The 23,709-nt window shown below is 45.9% G+C and carries 2 protein-coding genes (1 of these 2 cut by a window edge); both read left to right on the forward strand.

What is annotated here, in order from left to right; translation table 11 throughout:
* Positions 1–15,153 carry a non-ribosomal peptide synthetase gene (locus P3L57_RS09220; RefSeq protein WP_069486556.1) on the forward strand — a complete coding sequence of 5,051 codons (15,153 nt, stop codon included), beginning with the start codon at positions 1–3 and terminating at the stop codon, positions 15,151–15,153.
* Positions 15,137–23,709 carry the 5' portion of a type I polyketide synthase gene (locus tag P3L57_RS09225; RefSeq protein WP_264798567.1) on the forward strand. 5,161 nt of this gene lie beyond the right edge of the window, so only the first 8,573 of its 13,734 coding nucleotides appear in the window; its start codon is at positions 15,137–15,139; the stop codon falls past the right edge of the window. The genes P3L57_RS09220 and P3L57_RS09225 overlap by 17 nt, the downstream gene beginning before the upstream one ends.

The following is a 23,709-nucleotide window of genomic DNA, read 5'->3' on the forward strand; positions in this document are numbered from 1 at the left end:
ATGAGAAATGATGTGAATACCCGCGGATTAGCTAATCCCTCTGTCAGTTATGGGGAGCCATTACATATATCCGAAGATCAACCGGCTACAATACCCGAGGTTTTATACAAAACTGCAGCGGAGCTTGGAGAAACAAAGGGGATCATTTATCTGCAGCCGGATGGAACTGAGATTCATCAATCTTACGGCCGTTTATGGAAGGATGCGCTGCGTATTGTGAAGGGGCTCCGTCAATCTGGCCTGAGAGCAAAGGACAATGTGATCTTGCAGCTTGGTGACAATTCACAATTTATCCCTGCTTTCTGGGGCTGTGTTTCAACTGGAATTGTTCCGGCTCCTTTAGCTGTTGCCCCGACGTACACAGAGTCGAACAGCGGGACTCAAAAACTGAAAGACGCATGGACACTTCTTGACAGGCCGCCGGTGATTACGAGTCGGGAATTGCTTCAGGAAATGATTGATTGGGCAAAAGAACAAGAACTTGAAGGTTTTCGCGCCTTGGCTGTCGAGGATCTTTACTGTGATGAGATGGAAACCGACTGGCACCAAGCTCATCCTGAAGATTTGGCGCTTCTGCTGCTGACTTCAGGGAGTACGGGCACTCCCAAAGCAGTCATGCTCAATCACAAAAATATTTTAAGCATGGTGAAAGGTATTATTCAAATGCAAGGTTTTACAAGAGAGGATATCACGTTTAACTGGATGCCGTTTGATCATGTCGGAGGCATCGGGATGCTTCATTTGCGGGATGTTTATCTTGGCTGCCAAGAAATCAACGTCGCAAGTGAAGCGATTTTGATGGAACCTCTAAAATGGCTTGATTGGATTGATCATTACCGTGCTTCTGTTACGTGGGCGCCGAATTTTGCTTTCGGACTGGTCACTGATTTTTCTGATGAAATGAAAAATCGAAACTGGGACCTGTCATCCATGCGCTTTATGCTCAATGGCGGTGAAGCGATGGTCGCTAAAGTCGGGCGCAGAATGCTAGAGCTTTTAGAACCTCACGGATTGCCTGCTGACGCGATTCGCCCTGCATGGGGCATGTCTGAAACTTCATCCGGCGTGATTTTCTCTCGTGAGTTTACCCGTGCCGCAACAAACGATGATGATGGTTTTGTGGAAATAGGCTCCCCGATTCCTGGATTCTCCATGAGGATTGTGGATGACCATAATGAATTGGTTGAGGAAGGCGAGATCGGCCGTTTTCAAGTCTCTGGCCTCTCTGTTACCAGCGGATATTATCGGCGCCCGGATTTGAATGAGAGTGTGTTTACGGAGGATGGCTGGTTTGAAACTGGCGATCTCGGTTTTTTGCGCAATGGGCGTCTAACCATTACGGGCCGTACGAAAGATGCGATTATTATTAATGGTGTCAATTACTACAGCCATGCGATTGAATCCGCAGTTGAAGAATTAGCGGAAATCGAAACTTCTTATACTGCCGCTTGTGCTGTCCGTGTGAATAACAATACAACGGATCAGCTGGCTATCTTCTTTGTTACTTCCACCCAGATGAATGATGATGAAATCGTTCAGCTTCTTAGAAACATACAGTACCATGTCATGCAGACAATCGGTGTGACTCCCGAATTTTTGCTGCCGGTGCATAAAGAAGAGATTCCGAAAACAGCTATAGGAAAGATTCAGCGCACACAGCTGAAAACGGCATTTGAAAATGGAGAGTTCGACCACTTGCTTCACAAACCGAACCGTATAAACGGTGAGGGAGAGACACAGGGAGCAGATGATGCCAAAAGAATAAGAGAAGATATACAGGAATATCTGCTCAGCTGTTTTACTGATGAGCTTCATGTTTCCCGCAATTGGATTGAGCCCAACACCAATATCCAAAGCCTCGGTATTGACTCTATTAAGATGATGAAGCTTATTCGGGCGGTCGAGAAAAAATACCGCATCAGACTCACAGCCAGAGAGTTATATAAGTATCCTGCAATCGAATCACTGGCCAACTATCTGTCAGAAAAAGAAGATTTGCGGAGCAGCCTGTCTGGTGACAAAGACAGCATTGACGCACCCCAATCAGAAGAGGCGGAAAAAAAGCAAGCAGCCTTTCAACCTCTTTCTGAAGTTCAAAAAGGTTTGTGGACATTGCAAAAAATGTCACCTGAAAATAGCGCGTATCACGTACCTCTCTGTTTTCGATTTACGTCAGCGCTTCACCTTGAAACTTTAAAGCAAGCTTTTCACCATGTGCTGAAACAGCATCCGATATTAAAGCATGTGATTCAAGAACAAGACGGAGTGCCTTGCCTCAAAAATGAGCTGGCGCTATCTCTTGATATCAAAACAGAAGACATTTCGGGTATGAAAGAGTCTGACACAACTGCTTATCTAAGAAAACAAGTAAAAGAACCGTTTGTAAAGGAAAACAGCCCGTTAATGCGCGTCCGTGTTTTTTCCAGATCAGAAGAAGAGCACTTTTTGCTTGTGGTTATTCACCATATTATTTTTGACGGGATTTCTTCCCTGACGTTTATTCGCAGTCTTTTTGACAGCTATAAGCTTCTATTAGAAGGACAGGAGCCGAAAGAGTCTGTTTCACCGGCCGTTTATCATGATTTTGCCGCTTGGGAACAGAACATGCTTGCCGGTGAAGACGGCGAGAAACATCGTTCGTACTGGCGGAAACAGCTATCGGGCACATTGCCGAATCTTCAGCTGCCGGCTGTAAGCACCAGTACGTCCGTTTCAGAGTTTAAGGAAGACACATACGCTCGGCGGCTGCCCAGCAGTTTAATGAAGCGTGTCAGATCGTTTGCCAAAGAGCATTCTACAAATGTTTCAACGGTATTGCTGAGCTGCTATATGATGCTGTTAGGCCGTTATTGCGATCAGAAAGAACTGATCGTCGGCATGCCTGCGATGGTGAGACCTGAAGAGCGATTTGATTCCTCTATTGGGCATTTTCTCAATATGCTGCCTATTCGAGGTGAACTGAAAGCGGGAGAAACTTTTTCTGAGTTTGTTTCGAGATTGCAATTCACAATCCTCGACGGACTGGATCATGCGGCTTATCCTTTTCCAAAAATGGTGCGGGATTTGAATATTTCTCGCCAGCAAGCAGGTTCACCTGTTTTTCAGACAGCTTTTTTCTATCAGAATTTTCTTCAAACTGGAAGTTATCAAAGTCTGTTGAGTAAATATAAGGATTCCTTTTCTGTTGATTTCGTTGAGAGTATTCATCAAGAGGGTGAATACGAATTGGTGTTTGAGCTATGGGAAGAAGAAGAAAAAATGGAGCTGAACATCAAATACAATACTGGGCTGTTTGATACCGCTTCTATTTCCGCTATGTTCGATCATTTTGTTTATTTAACAGAACAGGCTGTTGGGAGTCCTTCTCAGTCTTTAAAAGAGTATTCCTTATTAACTGACGAAGAGGAACAAATGATTCTCAGAACGTGGAACGCTACTGACAAGAATTATCCACATGCGTGTTTTCATGAGTTATTTGAGCAGCAGGCGAAAAAGACGCCTAATCGGACGGCTGTCAGCTATAAAGGTGATACATTGACGTATCGGGAGCTTGATGAAAAAAGCACACAGCTGGCCATATATTTGCAGGCGCATGGAGCGGGGCCGGATCGCTTGGCGGGTATCTATGTGGATCGATCGCTGGAAATGATTGTGGGTTTATTGGCGATTCTCAAGGCAGGAGGAGCATATGTGCCGTTAGACCCGTCTTATCCGGCTGAGCGATTGGAATACATGCTGAAGGACAGTGAAGTCTCCATTACACTGACTACTTCCGAATTGGCCAATACTTTAAGCTGGAATGGGCTTCAGACAGTTTTGTTAGATCAGGACTGGGATGAGATCACTCAAGCCGCTTTTGATCGTCGTGTTCTTTCGCGCACCGTCAAGCCGGAAAACTTGGCTTATGTCATTTATACGTCCGGCAGCACAGGGAAGCCAAAAGGTGTCATGATTCCGCATAAAGCGTTGACAAACTTTCTCGTTTCCATGGGTGAGACGCCTGGTCTTTCATCAGCGGATAGCCTGCTTGCTGTAACAACCTACTGTTTTGATATAGCTGCTTTAGAGCTATATCTCCCTTTGATAAAGGGGGCGCAGTGCCATATTTGCCAAACTGAACATACAAAAGACGTTGAAAAACTGAAGCGCGACATACAAGATATGAGACCGACAATCATGCAAGCAACCCCTGCGACATGGAAAATGCTCTTTTATTCAGGCTGGAAAAATGAAGAGGGAGTTAAGATTCTATGCGGAGGCGAAGCCTTACCTGAAAAACTAAAGCGGTATTTTCTCAATACGGGCAGCGAAGCCTGGAATATGTTCGGACCTACGGAAACAACAGTCTGGTCTGCGGTCCAGCGTGTGAATGAAGAAAGCTCTCATATCACGATAGGCCGGCCTATCGCAAATACCCGGATTTATATTACCGATTCGCAGCTAACGCCTGTCCCGGCTGGTGTCCCGGGAGAGCTTTGCATTGCGGGGGACGGAGTGGCAAAGGGCTATTACAAACAGGGTGAATTGACGAATGAAAGATTTATAGACAGCCCTTTTGAGCCTGGGTCAAAGCTTTATAGAACTGGTGACATGGCACGCTGGCTTCCGGGAGGCAGGATTGAATATATCGGCCGCATCGACAACCAGGTGAAAATACGCGGATTCCGCATTGAGCTTGGCGATATTGAAAGCCGGCTTAATGAACATCCGGCTATTCAGGAAAGCGTCATTCTTGCAGCTGAACAGGACGGAGACGAGAAGCTCGCTGCCTATTATACAGTGAAAGATGCAAATTTATCTCTATCATCAAGGGAGCTGCGGAATTATTTAAAAAACAGTTTACCAGCCTATATGGTGCCTTCTTATTTTACCCAGCTTGACCAAATGCCGTTAACACCGAACGGCAAGATAGACAGAAACACTCTGAAGAAACAAAAAGTGACAGCGAAGCAGCCAAGGCAAGGGAATGTTGCTTCTGTGAAAATACAGGAAACTATTTTATCTATTTGGCAAGATGTACTGAACGTTTATGACATTGAGCAGGAAGACGGATTTTTCGATGTGGGAGGCGATTCGCTTCTCGCTGTTACGGCGTCCGAACGCATCAAGCATGAACTATCCTGTGAGTTTACTGTAACAGACTTGTTTGAATACTCAACGATCAAAGGCATCAGTAAATATATCACTGAACAGCAAATGGCGGATACTGGTTTCTCTTTGACTTTAGCATCTGCGGAAAAGTCAGATAAGCCTATTCACATGCAAAATGTTACTGGTGATCTTCCGGATTATTATGAGGACAGTGTAGCGATTATTGGGATATCGTGTGAATTTCCAGGTGCGAAAAACCATGCTGAGTTTTGGGAGAACCTTAGAGACGGCAAGGAAAGTATTAAATTTTTCAGTACAGAAGAGCTTCGGAGTTTGGGTGTTTCAGAGGAACTGACTGAGAGCTCACGGTATGTCCCGGCTAAATCTTCGATTGAAGGGAAGGACGAGTTCGATCCAAGCTTCTTTCAAATATCACCTAAAGATGCTGAATTTATGGATCCGCAGCTGCGGATGCTCATGACTCACTCCTGGAAAGCGATAGAAGATGCAGGTTACGTGTCCAAACAGATTCCGGAAACGAGTGTTTATATGTCGGCAAGCAATAATTCATATCGCGCGCTCTTGCCAAAAGAAACAACGGAGAGCCTTGAAACGCCGGACGGTTATGTATCGTGGGTGCTTGCACAGAGCGGAACCATTCCGACGATGATTTCTCATAAGCTCGGATTGAAAGGGCCTAGCTATTTCGTTCATGCCAATTGTTCTTCTTCTTTAATCGGATTGCATTCCGCCTATCAAAGCCTGATGTCTGGTGAATCTAATTATGCTTTGGTCGGCGGAGCGACATTGCACACCGAGTCAAATATCGGCTACGTGCATCAGTCAGGTTTGAATTTTTCAAGCGATGGGCATATTAAGGCATTTGATGCCTCTGCCGACGGAATGATTGGCGGTGAGGGCGTTGCCGTTGTATTGCTGAAAAAAGCGGCGGATGCCGTAAAAGACGGCGACCATATCTATGCGTTGTTAAGAGGCATAGGTGTAAATAACGATGGAGCTGACAAAGTCGGTTTTTATGCTCCAAGTGTAAAAGGACAGGCGGACGTAATTCAAAAGGTCATGAATCAAACGAATATTCAGCCTGAATCTATCAGCTATGTGGAAGCGCACGGTACAGGTACGAAGCTTGGAGATCCAATCGAGCTGTCAGCGTTGACGGCAGTTTACAGGCAGTATACAAATAAAAAACAATTTTGTGGAATCGGATCGGTCAAATCCAATATCGGACACGCTGATACGGCCGCCGGGCTGGCAGGCTGTATTAAGGTTGTGATGAGCCTTTACCATAATGAGCTTGCTCCTAGCATCAATTATAAGGAGCCTAATCCAAATACAGACTTAGCTCATTCTCCTTTTTACGTCGTCGATCAAAAGAAAGCATTGAGTAATGAAATAAAAACGCACAGGGCTGCACTTAGTTCGTTCGGGCTTGGCGGGACAAACACTCATGCGATTTTCGAGCAATACAAAACAGTTTCTGCTGATCAGAAACAAACAGGGGCCTGCATCATTCCGATATCGGCAAAAAATAAAGAGCGGCTGCATGAGTATGTACATGGCATTCTGGTTCATTTGGAAAGAAGAGGGCTTGAAAGCGGCCGTCTGGCTGATTTTGCTTATACCCTTCAGGTCGGGCGAGAAGCAATGGAATATCGAGTTGCCTTTATCGCTGATCATGTGGATGAGTTAAAACAAAGGCTGGCTGATTTTATCAATAGAAATTCATCAATAGAAGGCTGTTATCAAGGAGAGAAGCAGCAAGCCAAGGATGTTTCATGGCTGACAGAGGATGAAGACAGCGCGGACCTGATTGGGAAGTGGATCGCAAAAGGAAAAGTGAACAAGCTGGCGGAGATATGGAGTAAAGGAGCGCATATTGATTGGCTACAGCTTTACAAAGATGTGCGTCCAAACAGAATGAGTTTGCCGACATATCCTTTTGCAAAGGAACGATACTGGGCATCACAGGATGATCACAAACTTTCGGGAAGAATGTCCGCTAAACAGACAGGCGTCAGTGCATTGCATCCGCTGCTTCATCAAAATACGTCAGACTTTTCTGAGCAGAGATTCAGTTCAGTTTTTACAGGTGAGGAATTCTTTCTGACAGATCATGTGGTGAGAGGGAAGCCGGTGCTCCCTGGGGTTGCCTACCTTGAAATGGCGCAAATGGCTGTAAACAAGGCGGCAGGCAGCACGAACGAACAGGATGTCAGAATCAAATTGAATCACGCCGTTTGGGTTCAGCCTGTAGTGGTCGAGAGTCAGCCGGTTCGTGTGCATATCAGTCTCTTTCCAGAAGAGGATGGGAAAATCACATATGACATTTACAGTACCGGAGAAGGGTCAGACTCAGCCATACACAGTCAAGGCAGTGCGGAACTGATAACCGCAGCAGAAAAGCCGGCTTGGGATCTTGGTGAATTACAGCGCCGCTGCAGCCGGAAGGAGCTTTCGCCTCACCAATTTTACGAGGAAGGCAGAAGCAGAGGAATGTTCCATGGTCCGGCATTCCAAGGAATTCAGAAAGTGAATATCGGAAACAGAGAGGTTTTGGCACGATTGCAGCTGCCAGCATCTGTTTCTGACACACAGGAACGTTTTGTGCTGCATCCAAGTATGATGGACTCCGCTGTTCAGGCTGCCACAATCTGTATTATGCAGGAATTTACTGAGCAAAAATTGATTTTGCCGTTTGCGCTTGAAGAACTTGAAGTGATCAAAGGATGTACGTCTGCGATGTGGGCATATGCCCGGTTAAGTGACGGTGATCACGGCGGGGATATGGTGCAGAAAGCGGATATCGATTTGTTTGACGAGACTGGGGACGTATGCGTAAGGATGAAGGGATTTTCAACAAGAGTGTTGGAAGGAGAAGTTCATTCGCCAAAACCTGCAGTTACACATGAGCGGTTAATGCTCGAGCCGATTTGGAATAAGCGTGAGGTGAGCGATAAAGAGGTGACATCTTACGGAGAGCATCTCGTTGTCTTCTGTGAAACCGAACGAAAGGTCAGCGACGGCATTGCATCCCGCATGCAGAATGTGCATGTCATTACTTTGAATGAAACTGAGGGGAATATCGCTGAACGTTTTCAAAGCTATACACAGCAGGTTTTTGAACTCATACAAAAGAAAATTCGCTCTAAAACTAATCTGATCATTCAAGTGATTGTGCCGGGGAAAGGCGAGAAGCATTTGTTTGCGGGTATGTCCGGATTACTCAAAACAGCAGAATTGGAGTACAGCAAACTTACAGCTCAGGTCATTGAGGTCGAGAATCCGGAAGAGATCATTGGCCTTCATCAAAAGCTGATAGACGACAGTCAGAGGCCTGATGACAAACAGATCAAATATGAAGCTGGAGACCGCTTTGTCAAAGGCTGGCGTGAAATAGCGCGTCCGGCAGCTGCTGAGCTTCATATGCCGTGGAAGGATAATGGTGTTTACCTTATCACAGGTGGAGCGGGGAGCTTAGGTCTTTTGTTTGCAAAAGAAATTGCCAATCGAGCCGTTCATCCGGCCATCATTCTTACGGGACGCTCAGTCTTAAATGAGCATAAGGAGCAGGAGCTTGAGGCTCTCCGGAAGTTGGGTGCAGAGGTTATCTATAAACAGGCTGATGTTGGAGATCAAAAGGCGGTCTCACGGCTCATGGATGAAATCAAAGAGACGTACGGCCATCTCAATGGAATTCTTCACGGTGCAGGCATCATAAAAGATCACTTCATTGTGCACAAAACAAATAAAGAGTTTCAAGAAGTGTTACAGCCAAAAGTGAACGGTTTGTTTTATCTGGATGAATGCAGCAAAGATTGGCAGTTGGACTTTTTCATCCTGTTTTCATCTGTGTCCGGTTGTTTAGGAAACACTGGACAAGCAGACTATGCAGCAGCCAATACATTTATGGATGCATTTGCCGCGTACAGAAACGCGCTTGCCATGTCTAAGAAGCGGAACGGCACAACCATTTCCTTCAACTGGCCGTTATGGAAAGAGGGCGGTATGCAAGTTGATGCTGAAATTGAAAAGAGTATGTTGAAAAACGCAGGAATGGTCCCGATGCAAAGTGATCACGGCATTAAAGCCCTTTATCAAGGAATCGCTTCAGAAAAACCGCAAGTCTTCGTGATGGAAGGTCAGCTTGCGAAAATGAAGCAAAAATTGCTCTCTTCCGGGTCTAAAATCAAACGGATGGATCATAAAAGCGCAGATAAACATAACAGCCAAACCCGTAAATTGGAACAGTCTTTCATCCAGATGGTCGGAGAGATTTTAAAAGTAAACACTGAAGATATTGATATCAATACAGAACTCAGCGAGTACGGATTCGATTCGGTTACGTTTACTGTATTTACAAACCGGATTAATGAAGTATACCGATTGGAGTTAGCGCCGACCATTTTCTTCGAATATGGAAGCATACGAAGCTTGACTGAATATGTAATGTCTGAGTATCAGGATGAATGGCTGCGTCAAGATGTAGCCGTCAGCGGGACTGATGAATTATCCACCTCTTTACCTGCTGCAGACAGCCTGCAAGCTTCATTGAGTCACATGGTCAGCGTCATTTTAAAAGTGAACGTTGAAGATATCGATATCAATACAGAACTGAGTGAGTATGGCTTTGATTCAGTTTCATTCACTGTATTTACGAATCAGATTAATGAAGCATATCAATTGGAATTGACGCCGACCATTTTCTTTGAATATGGAAGGATTCAAAGTTTGGCTGACTATCTGATAGATGAATACAAGGAAACTTTTGCAGAGGAGAACGTAATATCATCGGCTCCTGAAAAAGATGAAGAAACAGCTCCTGCGGCTCCAAGCATGACAAAGAGGAGAAAACAGCGCTTTAAACAGACTGTTATGCCAAAAGAGGGAAGAAACACAAATCTGACTGCCGATTATGAGCCGATCGCCATTGTCGGCATCAGCGGCCGATTCCCTGGAGCCAATGATATAGATGAATTCTGGAGAAATCTTGAGGAAGGCAAAGACAGTATCACGGAAGTCCCGAAAGACCGTTGGGATTGGCGGGAGCATTATGGAAATCCTGATTCAGAAGCCAATAAGACTGATATCAAATGGGGCGGATTTATTGATGGTGTTGCAGAATTTGATCCGTTGTTTTTTGGGATATCACCCCGTGAAGCCCATTATGTAGATCCTCAACAGAGGCTGTTAATGGAATATGCATGGAAGGTGATAGAAGATGCCGGATGCTCGCCGCAGAGCCTTTCAGGTACAGGGACAGGCATCTTTATCGGCACAGGAAATACAGGATATAAAGATTTATTTAATAAAGAAAATCTGCCGATTGAAGGTCATGCCGCAACAGGCCATATGATTCCTTCGGTCGGTCCGAATAGAATGAGTTATTTCTTAAATACCAATGGTCCAAGTGAACCGGTAGAAACGGCTTGTTCAAGCTCGCTTGTTGCGATTCACCGTGCTGTGACTGCTATGCAAAGCGGCGACTGTGAGATGGCAATCGCAGGAGGCGTGAACACGATATTAACCGAGGAGGCGCACATTAGCTACAGCAAAGCTGGCATGCTGAGCAAAGACGGTAGATGTAAAACATTCTCTGCTGATGCGAATGGTTATGTCAGAGGAGAAGGTGTCGGAATGGTCATGCTGAAAAAGCTGGCAGATGCTGAGCGCGATGGGAATCATATTTACGGCGTCATTCGGGGTACGGCAGAAAATCACGGAGGAAGAGCCAATACTCTGACATCGCCTAATCCGAAAGCGCAAGCTGATTTGCTGGTGCGTGCATATCGCCGGGCAGGCATAGATCCGAGTACAGTCACATATATCGAAGCGCACGGAACGGGGACTGAATTGGGAGATCCGATAGAAATAAACGGGCTGAAAGCCGCGTTTAAAGAACTGTCTAATATGGATGAGCACATACAGCCGGAAGTTCCGGATCATCGATGCGGGATCGGCTCAGTTAAAAGCAATATCGGTCATTTGGAGCTGGCAGCGGGTATTTCAGGCCTGATTAAGGTACTGCTGCAGATGAAGCATAAAACCTTGGCCAAAAGCCTGCATTGCGATACGCTCAATCCTTACCTGCAGCTTACTGACAGTCCATTTTACATTGTTCAAGAAAAAGAGGAATGGAAAGCTGTCAAAGACCGGAACGGAAACGAAATCCCGCGCCGGGCAGGAATAAGTTCTTTTGGGATTGGCGGAGTAAACGCCCATATTGTGATTGAAGAATACATTCCAAAAGCAGGTTCCCGACATGCGCTTACTGAACATCCGAACATTATTGTGCTGTCGGCTAAAAATAAACAAAGGCTAATGGATCGGGCTGCACAGTTGCTGGGTGCCATTCGTAACAAAAAGTATACAGATCAAGATCTGCACCGTATCGCCTACACGCTTCAAGTCGGGCGGGAAGAAATGGATGAACGTATGGCTTGTATTGCGGGCACAATGCAGGAGCTTGAAGAAAAACTGCAAGCGTATGTAGACAGCAAGGAAGGGGCTGAAGGGCTCTTCCGCGGACAGGCGAATCGAAACAAAGAAGCGTTGGCCCTTTTTTCTGCCGATGAGGACTTGGCGATGGCTATTGAGGCTTGGATCAGAAAAAGGAAATACGCCAAGCTCGCGGATTTATGGGTCAAAGGTGTCGCGGTCAATTGGGCTAAACTGTATGACGAGGCGGCCAAACCGCGTCTGATGAGCCTTCCTTCATACCCGTTTGCGAAGGATTACTATTGGCTTCCGGCAGAGGAACGTCTTTCAGAACCGGACAACATAGAGTTCGTTGATCAAAGTGAAAAGCGCACCTCATGTGTTTTGACAAAACAATGGAGCGCAAGTCCGATTGCCACAAAAACGCCGGGGACAAGGGCTGTTGCGATTCTCAGCAATGAAGAGACGGCATACTTGGCAGCTGAAGTATCAAAGCATTTCCCAAAACATCTCATATTAAATGTGAGCCGGATTGACAATGAACAGTTAAGTAATGATTGGAAACAGTTTGACGGCCTTGTGGATTTAATCGGTTGCGGCGGACACGAGGAAGAACAGCTACATTGGATTAGCTGGATTCAAAGGCTGGTTGAAGACGGGCATAAAGAGGGAATCATGCTGCTTTGTGTGACGAAAGGGCTGGAATCATTCCAAAACCCTTCCGTGCAGATGACAGGAGCCTCCCGTGCTGGCTTGTATCGTATGCTTCAAAGCGAATACAGCCATTTGAGATCAAGGCATATGGATGCGGAAGACTCTGTTCATCCTCATATTCTCGCGAAGCAGATCGCTGAGGAGTTTTATTCCGATACTGAGGAGACAGAGGTTTGCTACAGAGAGGGCTTGAGGTACCAGGCATACTTAAAAGCGCATCCGGTAACCTGGAAAGGAATCGAAGAGCGACAGACCTTCCCGGAAGAACATGTGCTTCTCATTACAGGCGGGACAAGAGGAATCGGACTATTAAGCGCCCGGCATTTTGCGGAACACTATGGAGTCAAAAAGCTGGTTTTGACAGGACGTGAGCAGCTTCCTCCGCGAGAGGAATGGGCTCATGCTGAGACATTAAATACCTCTGCGGCGCAGAAAATTCAAGCGGTGCGGGAGCTGGAGGCACAAGGCATACAAGTTCAAATGCTGTCACTCTCTTTGTCTGATGAGACACAAGTACAGCAAGCCTTACATGAAATCAATCAAACAATGGGGCCAATTGGCGGAGTCATTCATTGTGCAGGAATAACGGACATGGATACCTTGGCGTTTATCCGCAAAACAGCTGATGATATGCAGCAGGTACTGGAGCCAAAGGTGTCGGGGCTTACAACCCTATATCACTATGTAAGTCATGAGCCACTACAGTTTTTTGTATTATTTTCTTCTGTTTCGGCCATTATTCCGGCACTTTCGGCTGGACAAGCTGATTATGCCATGGCTAACAGCTATATGAATTATTTTGCAGAAGCACATAAGGGAAGTGCGCCAATCTTCAGCATTCAGTGGCCGAATTGGAAAGAAACCGGTATGGGAGAAGTGACAAATCAAGCATATCGAGAAAGCGGCTTGCTGAGCATTACGAATTCAGAGGGCTTGCGTTTTCTGGATCAAATCTTATCTGGGACCTTGCAGCCGGTTGTCCTCCCTGCTATAACGAATCAGGAAAATTGGAAGCCAGACCGGCTGATGGAGCGGCGGATACGGCAAGAATCTGGATTGAAAGAAGAAGCTTTGCTAATATCACAACCTGAAAAAATCGGGAAAACCGCAGAGCCTGCTAAACATGAGCTGCTTTTAGATGAAACGCGGACATGGCTTGTTGCTTTGTTTTCTGAAGAGCTGAGAATCGAACGCGAATACCTGAAAATTGATGATTTATTTCAGGATTATGGTGTAGATTCTATTATCTTGGCACAGCTGCTCCAGCGTATTAATCGAAAGTTAGACGCAGCGCTCGATCCATCTATTCTTTATGAATATCCAACAATTCAGCGCTTTGCTGATTGGCTTGTAGGATCTTATGCCGAATCCTTGACTGCTCTGTTTGGAGACAAGATAGCGGAAAATGCGGAAGCATCTTCGGCAAATAGAACTGAGACAGTCACACCTCACCCTGCGGAGGATCCAGCTTCTGTCAGCCGAAGACAGGTGCCGGTGTCCTCGTCACCGAGTTCTTATGCAGAGGATGATATCGCCGTTGTCGGATTATCTTGCCGCTTTCCGGGGGCGGATACACTGGAATCATATTGGTCGTTATTATCTGAGGGACGCTCGTCAATCGGACCGGTTCCAGAAGAGCGCTGGGGTTATCAGTCACCGTATTATGCCGGAGTCATTGATCACATCAGCCATTTCGATCCTGATTTCTTCCTGCTCCATGAAGAGGATGTAAAGGCGATGGACCCGCAAGCATTATTGGTATTGGAAGAATGTTTGAAACTTTGGTATCACGCCGGATATACACCAGATGAAATAAAGGGTGAATCCATCGGTGTCTATCTTGGAGGCAGAAGCCAGCACAAGCCTGATGAAGAGAGTCTTCTTCATGCGAAGAATCCTATCGTGACAGTCGGCCAGAATTATGTAGCGGCAAATATTTCACAGTTTTTTGATGTTCGCGGCCCGAGTGTTGTGTTAGATACAGCATGTTCATCAGCTTTAGTCGGCATGAACATGGCTATTCAGGCCTTACACAGCGGGGATATGAAAGCTGCTGTAGTGGGCGGTGTCAGCTTGCTTGGTTCAGACGCCTCTCACCGGCTGTTTGAGCAGCGCGGCATTTTAAGTAAGCGTTCATCCTTCCATGTGTTTGATGAGCGTGCTGATGGCGTTGTTTTAGGTGAGGGTGTCGGAATGGTTCTGTTAAAAACGGTAAAACAGGCCATACAAGACGGAGATACCATTTATGCTGTGGTCAAAGCGGCCTCGGTCAATAATGACGGAAGAACCGCAGGGCCGGCAACACCTAATTTGGAGGCGCAAAAGGAAGTCATGAAGGCTGCGCTTGCCAAAAGCGGAAAACAGCCAGAGGACATCAGCTATCTTGAAGCAAACGGATCAGGTTCAATGGTAACCGATCTGCTTGAGCTTAAAGCGATACAATCCGTGTACCGTTCAGGGAACGCAAATCCCCTTTCGCTCGGATCAATCAAGCCGAATATCGGACACCCGCTTTGTGCTGAAGGAATCGCAAGTTTTATCAAGGTTGTTCTGATGATGAAAGAGCGCAGTGTTGTTCCATTTTTATCAGGTGATCAAGAGATGTCACATTTCGATAAGCAGAAAGCGAATCTCACGTTCAGCCGATCGCTGGAAAAATGGACAGAACCGCTGCCTGCTGCGGCCATTAACTGCTTTGCCGATGGGGGGACAAACGCCCATGTCATTTTAGAGGCGTGGGATGAAGATAAAAAACGTGTGATTAAGCGTAGTCCAATATCGCCTCCTGAATTAAAGAAACGGGTGTTTTCGGCTGGCTCGTCAAAGCCGGAAGAGGAGACCTTAAAAATGGGCACAGCAAACATATGGGATACTTATGAAGTGGAGGTCTAACGTGAAAAATATAACGAAGCAACTCACTCTATCGTTAAAAAATCCGTTTATTTATCACCATGTGGTTTACGGACAACATGTTCTTCCGGGTTTGGCTTATATTGATATGATTTACCAGATATTCAGAGAACACGGCTATTCCTTCTCAGAGCTTCAGCTGCGGAACTTATCCATTTACCAGCCGTTGACTGCTAGACAGGATTCGGTAACTATGCTCGATATCGATTGCACGGAGAAAAATGAAGGGCATTGGCAAATATCAGTTAAAGGCTTCGAAAAACGCCGTGATAAAGAAGCGTCAGATGAAAAGCTCTATATGAAGGCTGATATGCACACCGACGTGCCGGCAGTGTTTGAAGAAACACTGGAGCTCAATCACCTCAAAGCAACTTCGGACACGATTGTCCAGCTCGATGATGTGTATGAACAGTGCAGACGTCAGGAACTTGTGCATAGCGGATATATGAAAGCGAATGGACATATTTATGAAGAGGAAGAAGGTGTGCTCCTTGATCTTTCTCTTGGCTCCGAAGCCATGCTTCATGCAGAAGGCTTTATGTTTCATCCGGCTCTCATTGATGGGAGCGGAGTGGGAGCCAACAATTTGCTTACATCCTTGCTTAAAGGGGAACAGAGGCTGTTTTTGCCTCTGTTCTATGAATCCTTTTCTGCTTCAGCCCTTTTGCAGACGCATTGCATGACAAGAATTAAGCGTTCATCTGTCCGTCAGGAAAAAGAGCTTATTTATGTAACGCTTGAATTTTTTAATGCTTCGGGAGAAAAGGTGGCTGAACTGAAAAACTTCACAAGTAAATTAGTGCGTGAAGCAGAGCTTATTCATGGAGGCCGCAAGGATTTGCCTCAAAGCCAGGAGGCGAGAAAAGATACAGCCGAATTTTCACAGGCTGCAGAAGGAATCAAAGAGGTGTCATCGTCAGCCGAGAGTACGGGGACATACGAGGCAGCTGAACAATTCGTCAGCCAATTAATCGCAGACAAAATCAATAAGCCGGTCGAACAGATTGAAAAGCAGGTCGGCTATTATCAAATGGGCCTGAATTCTTCCGGGTTGCTTGAAGTGGTAGAAACAATCAGTGACAAAATTGGTGAGAGCCTTTCACCGACGCTCCTGTTTGAGCATACCACGATTGCGGAGCTGTCAGCGTTTCTTGCCCAGGAGTACGGTGAGCATTTTACCGCCTCTCATTCTATTGATCAGATTGAACAAAAGCGTGCCGCTTTTCGCGCAATCGATCGCGGTACTGCTGAAAGCCGGAAGAGACGTGTACATGAGGATTCTGCCCGAACTGCACCTCTGAAGGCAGCAGAGGGAGACATTGCGATTATCGGCATGGCGGGCCGGTATCCGAATGCAAACAATATTCATGACTTTTGGAACAATCTGAAAGAGGGAATGGATTGCATTAGCGAGATTCCCGAGTCGCGCTGGGATGTGAGGCGCTTTGAAGGAATCACCTCCCCTTCAGGAAAAAGCATTTCTAAGTGGGGCGGATTTATTGATAATCCTGATTGCTTTGATCCCCAATTTTTCAGAATCACGCCTAGAGAAGCGGAGACAATGGATCCTCAGGAACGGCTGTTTTTAGAAACATGCTGGGAAACGATTGAGGATGCTGGCTACACGCCGAAGACGTTGGCCACACCTAGAGGACGGAACAAAAGACAGCATGTAGGTGTTTTTGCCGGCGTCATGCACAAGGACTATACATTAGTCGGTGCTGAAGCAGCATCGAAGGAAAATGTGTTCCCTCTCTCTCTCAACTACGCGCAAATTGCCAACAGAGTGTCCTATTTTTGTAATTTCCACGGTCCGAGTATGGCGGTTGATACGGTATGTTCCTCATCTTTAACTGCCGTACATCTGGCGTTGGAAAGCCTTCGCCACGGAGAGTGCGAGGTCGCATTAGCCGGCGGTGTTAACCTTTCTCTGCACCCAAATAAGTATATGACGTACGGTGTTTGGGATATGTTTTCCACTGACGGGCACTGCCGCACGTTTGGCAAGGATGGGGACGGCTATGTGCCGGCAGAAGGAATTGGTGCGGTCTTATTAAAGCCTTTGCGCCAGGCCGAGAAAGATGGAGATCGGATTTATGCAGTAATTAAAGGAAGTGCAGTCAACCATGTAGGAACTGTAAGCGGGATTTCTGTGCCAAGTCCTGTTTCACAAGCTGATCTGATTGAGACATGCTTGGAGAAAACAGGGATTGACCCGCGGACTGTCAGTTATGTGGAAGCGCACGGAACCGGTACGTCTTTAGGAGATCCGATCGAATTACAGGGTCTGGTAAAAGCGTTCCGCCAATATACAGAGGATCGTCAGTTCTGTTCAATCGGTTCTGTCAAGTCAAATATCGGGCATGCGGAATCCGCCGCAGGTATCAGCGGTTTAAGCAAAGTCGCCCTTCAGCTTCACCATCAAACCCTCGTGCCTTCTTTGCATTCAGAAGAGCTGAACCCGTACGTTGACTTTGAAAAGTCGCCATTTTATGTGCAGCATAAAACCGAAACTTGGAAGCAGCCTGTTATCAATGAGAATGGTGAGAGAATCATCTATCCGCGCCGGGCAAGCATCAGTTCGTTCGGTGCAACGGGTTCTAATGCACATATGATTTTAGAAGAATACATTCCTGAAGCAGCGGAGCAGACCATGTCTGTATGTGACACCACACCGGTGATTCTTCCGCTTTCTGCCCGGAATCAAGAACGTCTTCATGTGTATGCGGAACGTCTCCTCGATTTTCTTCATGAGGGTCTTGAAATCAGAGATGTGGCTTATACATTGCAGATTGGCCGTGAGCCGATGGAAGAGCGGGTTGCTTTTTTGGCAGGCGGGATTCAAGAATTGAGAGGTCAATTAGAAGCATATCTAAAAGGACAGGAAACCATTGAGCATTGCTGGAAGGGCCGAATGACAAAAGAAACCGGTGATATTTCACTTTCAGCGGAAACCGTACATAAATGGCTGGAACAAGAAAATCTAAACCTGATCGCTGAAAAATGGGCCGGTGGATCTGCGGTTGATTGGAAGCTCTTATACGGGGAAAACAAACCTAAGCGGATCAGCTTGCCGACATACCCTTTCGCAAAAGTGCGGTATTGGGTGCCGGAGAAAGAGACAGAGACTGACTTGCCAAAACAGAATTTGACCCAAGGCCATGCCATTCATCCTCTCTTGCACGAAAATGTGTCTGACATGTCGGGCGTGCGTTTTCGTTCAGAGTTCACAGGGCGTGAATTTTTCTTAAAGGATCATGTCATTAAGGGTCAGCACATTTTACCCGGTGCAGCCTTGTTAGAAATGGTTCGGGCAGCTGCAGAAAAGGCGGCTGCGAACCAGATGCATGCAGATATTCGTCTTCAGGATATCGTTTGGATTCGCCCTGTTGCCGTCACAGATCTGCAATCAGACATATACGTTCACCTTTATCCGGAAGACAATGGTGATATTTTGTTCGAAATCTGCAGGGAGAGTGACAGTGCGGGGGAGGAACCGGTGATATACGGCCAAGGAAGCATTGTGCTTTGCCAGACTGAAGAAGCTCCTAAACTGAATATTGAAGAGGTGAAAGCAAGCTGCAGTAGACGCATTCTGCCGCCTGCTGTATGCTATGACGCTTATGCGGAAATGGGAATTGAGTACGGTGACGGCCACAGAGCGATTGATACTATATATGTCGGGGCAAACGAAGCTCTAGCTAAATTGAGTTTGCCGTCTGTCGTTTCACATACCCAAGATCATTATGTTTTGCATCCGAGCATGATTGATGCAGCATTTCAAGCTTCTATCGGTCTGAGGCTTGGAACAGAGGATGCCAGTTTGACAGAAAGCCAAGCAATGCTGCCTTTCGCATTGCAGGATGTCCAAATTTTCAAAGATTGTGAGCCTTCGATGTGGGCCCGCGTGAAATACAGCGAGGACAGTACCGCTGCGGATCGTATTCAGAAGCTTGACATCGATTTGTGTAATGAAGCGGGCCAGGTATGCGTGCGAATGAAAGGTTATTCTGCCAGAACTCTAGAAAACGAGACAGATTTAGCAACTGGCATACTTTTATTCGAGCATATATGGGAAGAAGCCGCTGTTTCAGAGAAAAATGAGTTAATGGAATATCAGAGGCATAAAGTTATTGTTTGTGATATGGCAGAAAGGCAAATCGAAAGAATCCGGAACAAGTTTGACTGTACGGTATTGGAAAAAAGCGGGCAAGCAGTTCATGAGCGGTTTAAAGCGTATGCTTTACAGTTATTCGAAGACATTCAACAGCTGCTAAACTCAAAACCTGGCGGGAATGTGCTCGTTCAAGTCGCTGTTCCTGCATTGGATGAACCGCAGCTGCTAAACGGCTTAGCGGGACTTCTCAAAACGGCCCAGCTGGAAAACCCAGCATTCAATGGCCAGCTGATTGAATTTGATTCAGGGATATCTGCAACCGATCTGGCTGAAAAATTAGCAGAATGCAGGCAATATCCTCATGATAACCATATCCGATATTGGCAAGGAAAACGGTATGTAAGCAAATGGAAAGAGGCGGCAGCTGATCAACCCGGCACCGACATGCCATGGAAGGATAAAGGGGTTTATCTGATTACAGGCGGTGCAGGGGGACTCGGTTTCCTATTTGCAAACGAAATTGCAAACAAAACGCGTGAGGCTGTCATGATTCTCACAGGCAGGTCTCCGCTCAATGAAAGAAAGCAGTCACAGCTTCAGAGGTTACAGGAAATGGGCGCACGTGTTGTTTATAGACAAACCGATATGACTGAAAAAGAAGCTGTTTATGCTTTAACGAAAGAGATTCAAGAGGAATATGGCGGCTTAAATGGCATCATTCATAGCGCAGGCATTATAAAAGATAATTTCATTATTAAGAAAAAGAAAGACGAGATTCAAGATGTGCTCGCTCCAAAGGTCACCGGCCTGATTCATCTTGACGAAGCAACGAAAGATATCCCGCTCGACTTTTTTATCCTTTTTTCTTCAAATGCCGGGACAGTGGGAAGTGCAGGACAGGCGGATTACGCAATGGCAAATGCTTTTATGAATACATTCAGCGAGTACCGGAATGTCCAAGCAGCACATCACAAGCGCTACGGGAAAACCCTTGCCATGAGCTGGCCGCTGTGGAAAGACGGGGGCATGCATGTTAATGCTGAAACCGAAAGGATGCTGACGAGAGATACGGGTATGGTCGCCATGGAAACAGATGACGGAATTCAGGCATTATACCATGGGTGGGCCTCAGGAAAATCGCAGCTGATGGTGGCTGCAGGCGCGGCAAGCAAAATCCATTCATTTTTGGATCAAACAGGAAATGGACAATCTCCAAATGGAAAATACAAAAGTGAAATTCAGCATGCTGAAAATGCGAGTTCCGTGATGGGAGCCGACGAAGAGATGCTGAGAGAAAAAGCAGAGGATTATTTCAAGAGTGTGCTTTCCTCAGTTACAAAGCTGCCTGTCAGCCAGATTGACGCCGAAGCTCCAATGGAGGATTACGGAATCGATTCAATTATGATCATGCATGTTACCGGACAATTAGAAAAAGTATTCGGTTCATTGTCTAAAACCTTGTTCTTTGAATACCTCAATATTCGGTCATTATCACAGTATTTTACTGAATCACATAGAGAAAAGCTGTTACACATCTTGGGGATTGAATCAGAAACATCTTCTTCAATAGAGGAAAATAGAAAGCCAGATTCTGAGACCGAAGAGAAAAAAGAAATTCCGGTTCGCCGCAGAAAGTCCGGATTCGTCCCCATGCAAAGAAACGGGCAAAAGCAGTCTGCTGAAAAAGAAACGGAAGAGATTGCGATTATCGGAATCTCCGGACGCTATCCGCAAGCAGACAACATCCATGAACTGTGGAAAAACTTGAGGGACGGACACGACTGTATTACCGAGATTCCTGAAGACCGCTGGGACCACAGTCTCTATTACGATAAAGATAAGGACAAACCAGAAAAAACGTACAGCAAGTGGGGAGGCTTTATTAAGGATGTAGATAAGTTTGACCCGCAATTTTTTCATATCTCTCCTCGTGAAGCAAAATTAATGGATCCGCAGGAGCGTTTATTTTTGCAATGTGTTTACGAAACGATGGAGGATGCCGGATATACAAGAGAGCACCTCGGCCGTAAACAGAATGCTGAGCTTGGCGGAAACGTAGGCGTTTATGTCGGTGTCATGTACGAAGAATATCAGCTGTACGGAGCGCAAGAACAAGCGCGTGGCCGGTCTCTGGCTTTACCGGGAAATCCATCCTCTGTAGCAAACCGGGTATCCTATTATTTCGATTTCCATGGACCGAGTATGGCTCTGGATACGATGTGCTCTTCTTCATTGACCGCTATACATTTGGCTTGCCAAAGCTTGCAGCGCGGTGAATGTGAGGCAGCTTTCGCAGGGGGAGTCAATGTTTCAATCCACCCCAATAAATATTTGATGCTTGGACAGAACAAATTTATGTCAAGCAAAGGCAGGTGTGAAAGCTTTGGACAGGGAGGAGACGGCTATGTACCGGGAGAAGGCGTTGGAGCTGTACTCCTTAAGCCATTGTCCAAAGCGATTGAAGATGGCGATCACATTTATGGAGTCATTAAGGGCACAGCCATTAACCACGGAGGAAAAACAAACGGATACTCAGTCCCTAATCCGAAAGCTCAGGCAGAGGTCATTAAAAAGGCGGTTACAGAGGCGCAAATTGACCCGCGGGCTATCAGTTATATCGAAGCGCATGGCACAGGCACTTCACTCGGAGATCCTATTGAAATAACAGGGCTGGCTAAAGTGTTCTCAGAACATACGAAAGACAAACAATTTTGTGCCATAGGCTCAGCCAAATCAAATATCGGGCACTGTGAGAGTGCAGCGGGCATTGCGGGATTAACAAAGGTATTGCTTCAAATGAAATACAGACAGCTGGCGCCTTCCCTTCATTCAAAAGTGCTGAATCCGAATATTGACTTCTTCAATTCTCCATTCAAAGTCCAGCAAGAGCTTGAAGAATGGAAGAAGCCGATCATTGAAGTAAATGGAAAAGAAATTGAATATCCGCGAATCGCAGGCCTCTCATCATTTGGCGCCGGAGGGGGTAACGCCCATATTCTAATAGAAGAATATGCTTCGAAATCTGAGCCAGAGCATTCTTCAGCGGGACAGACGGCTGTTATTGTGCTCTCAGCAAAAAATGAAGAGATACTTCAAAAACGGGCGGAACGATTGCTGGATGCTCTCCGTGATGGGCGTTATTCTGAAGCCGATCTGCCTCGTATCGCATATACGCTTCAGGTCGGACGGGAAGCAATGAATGAGCGTTTGGCGTTTGTAGCTGAAAATATGCAGGAGCTTAAAGAAAAGCTGAATGATTTTATATCTGGAAAAGAACACATTGATCACTTATATCGGGGACAAGTGAAGCGAAATAAAGAAACCATGGCAGTTTTTGCGGCTGATGAAGATATGGCGAAGACAATTGAAGCATGGGTTCGCAAAGGAAAATTCGCAAAGTTTTTAGACCTCTGGGTCAAAGGGTTAAATATCGATTGGAACATGCTTTATCAAAATGGTAAGCCGCGCCGTATCAGCTTGCCTGCCTATCCTTTTGCAAGAGACCGTTATTGGATAGAAGAAACTGTGGTGAAGACAGTTGAAAAAAGACCGGTGAAGCCGGCTGTTACACCACAGTCAGTCATCCAAGCGCCATTTATTCCGGAAAAAGTCAGCGATAAGCCTGCCAATATTTCGTTACAGCCTTTGATGGCAAGCAGTCAGGAAACACCGCAAAGTACATCTGTTCTGCTGCAGCCGGTTAGAAAGCAGCAAACCATAACTGCTGAAGTCTTATGTGATGAATTGTCGGCAAGCTTAGCAGACGTGTTATATATGGATCAAAATGAAATCGACCCGGACGAGGCATTCATTGATATCGGCATGGACTCCATTACCGGTCTTGAATGGATAAAATCAATCAATAAGAAATTTGGTACATCGCTTCTTGTGACCAAGGTTTATGATTATCCGACAATCCGTGATTTTGCCGCTTTCTTAAAAGATGAATTAAGCACACAAGCTGATGGAGAAAATGCAGAAAACCATCCGCAAAAATCAGAGGAGACGTATACACCGATACAACGGGAATCCATCTCATCTAAACCGGATAATATTTCGTTGCAGCCTTTAGGCCATCATGAGCCGGAGCAGCAGAAACCAGTTGAAGACATTCAATATGCAGCTGCGGAAATTTCTGTTTCCAGTCAATATGCTGGAACAATTGAAACACTGAATGATGAATTAAAGGAAAGCATTGCTGAAGTGTTATGCATGGATTCCCAAGAGGTCGATATCGATGACACCTTTATCGATATCGGAATGGACTCCATTACAGGACTAGAATGGATAAAAGCAATCAATAAGCAATATGGCACATCATTTTCAGTTACCAAAGTTTATGATTATCCAACAATTCGTCAGTTTGCAAATATGTTAAAAGCCGAGCTTGTCAATCATAGTAATAGAAGTAAAGAAATAGA

Source organism: Bacillus sp. B28 (assembly GCF_029536185.1).
GTDB classification, from domain to species: domain Bacteria; phylum Bacillota; class Bacilli; order Bacillales; family Bacillaceae; genus Bacillus; species Bacillus halotolerans.

Bases quoted from the DNA above. Each gene is read 5' to 3' on its own strand.
- P3L57_RS09220 (WP_069486556.1), top strand. From the start codon at position 1: ATGAGAAATGATGTGAATACCCGCGGATTAGCTAATCCCTCTGTCAGT.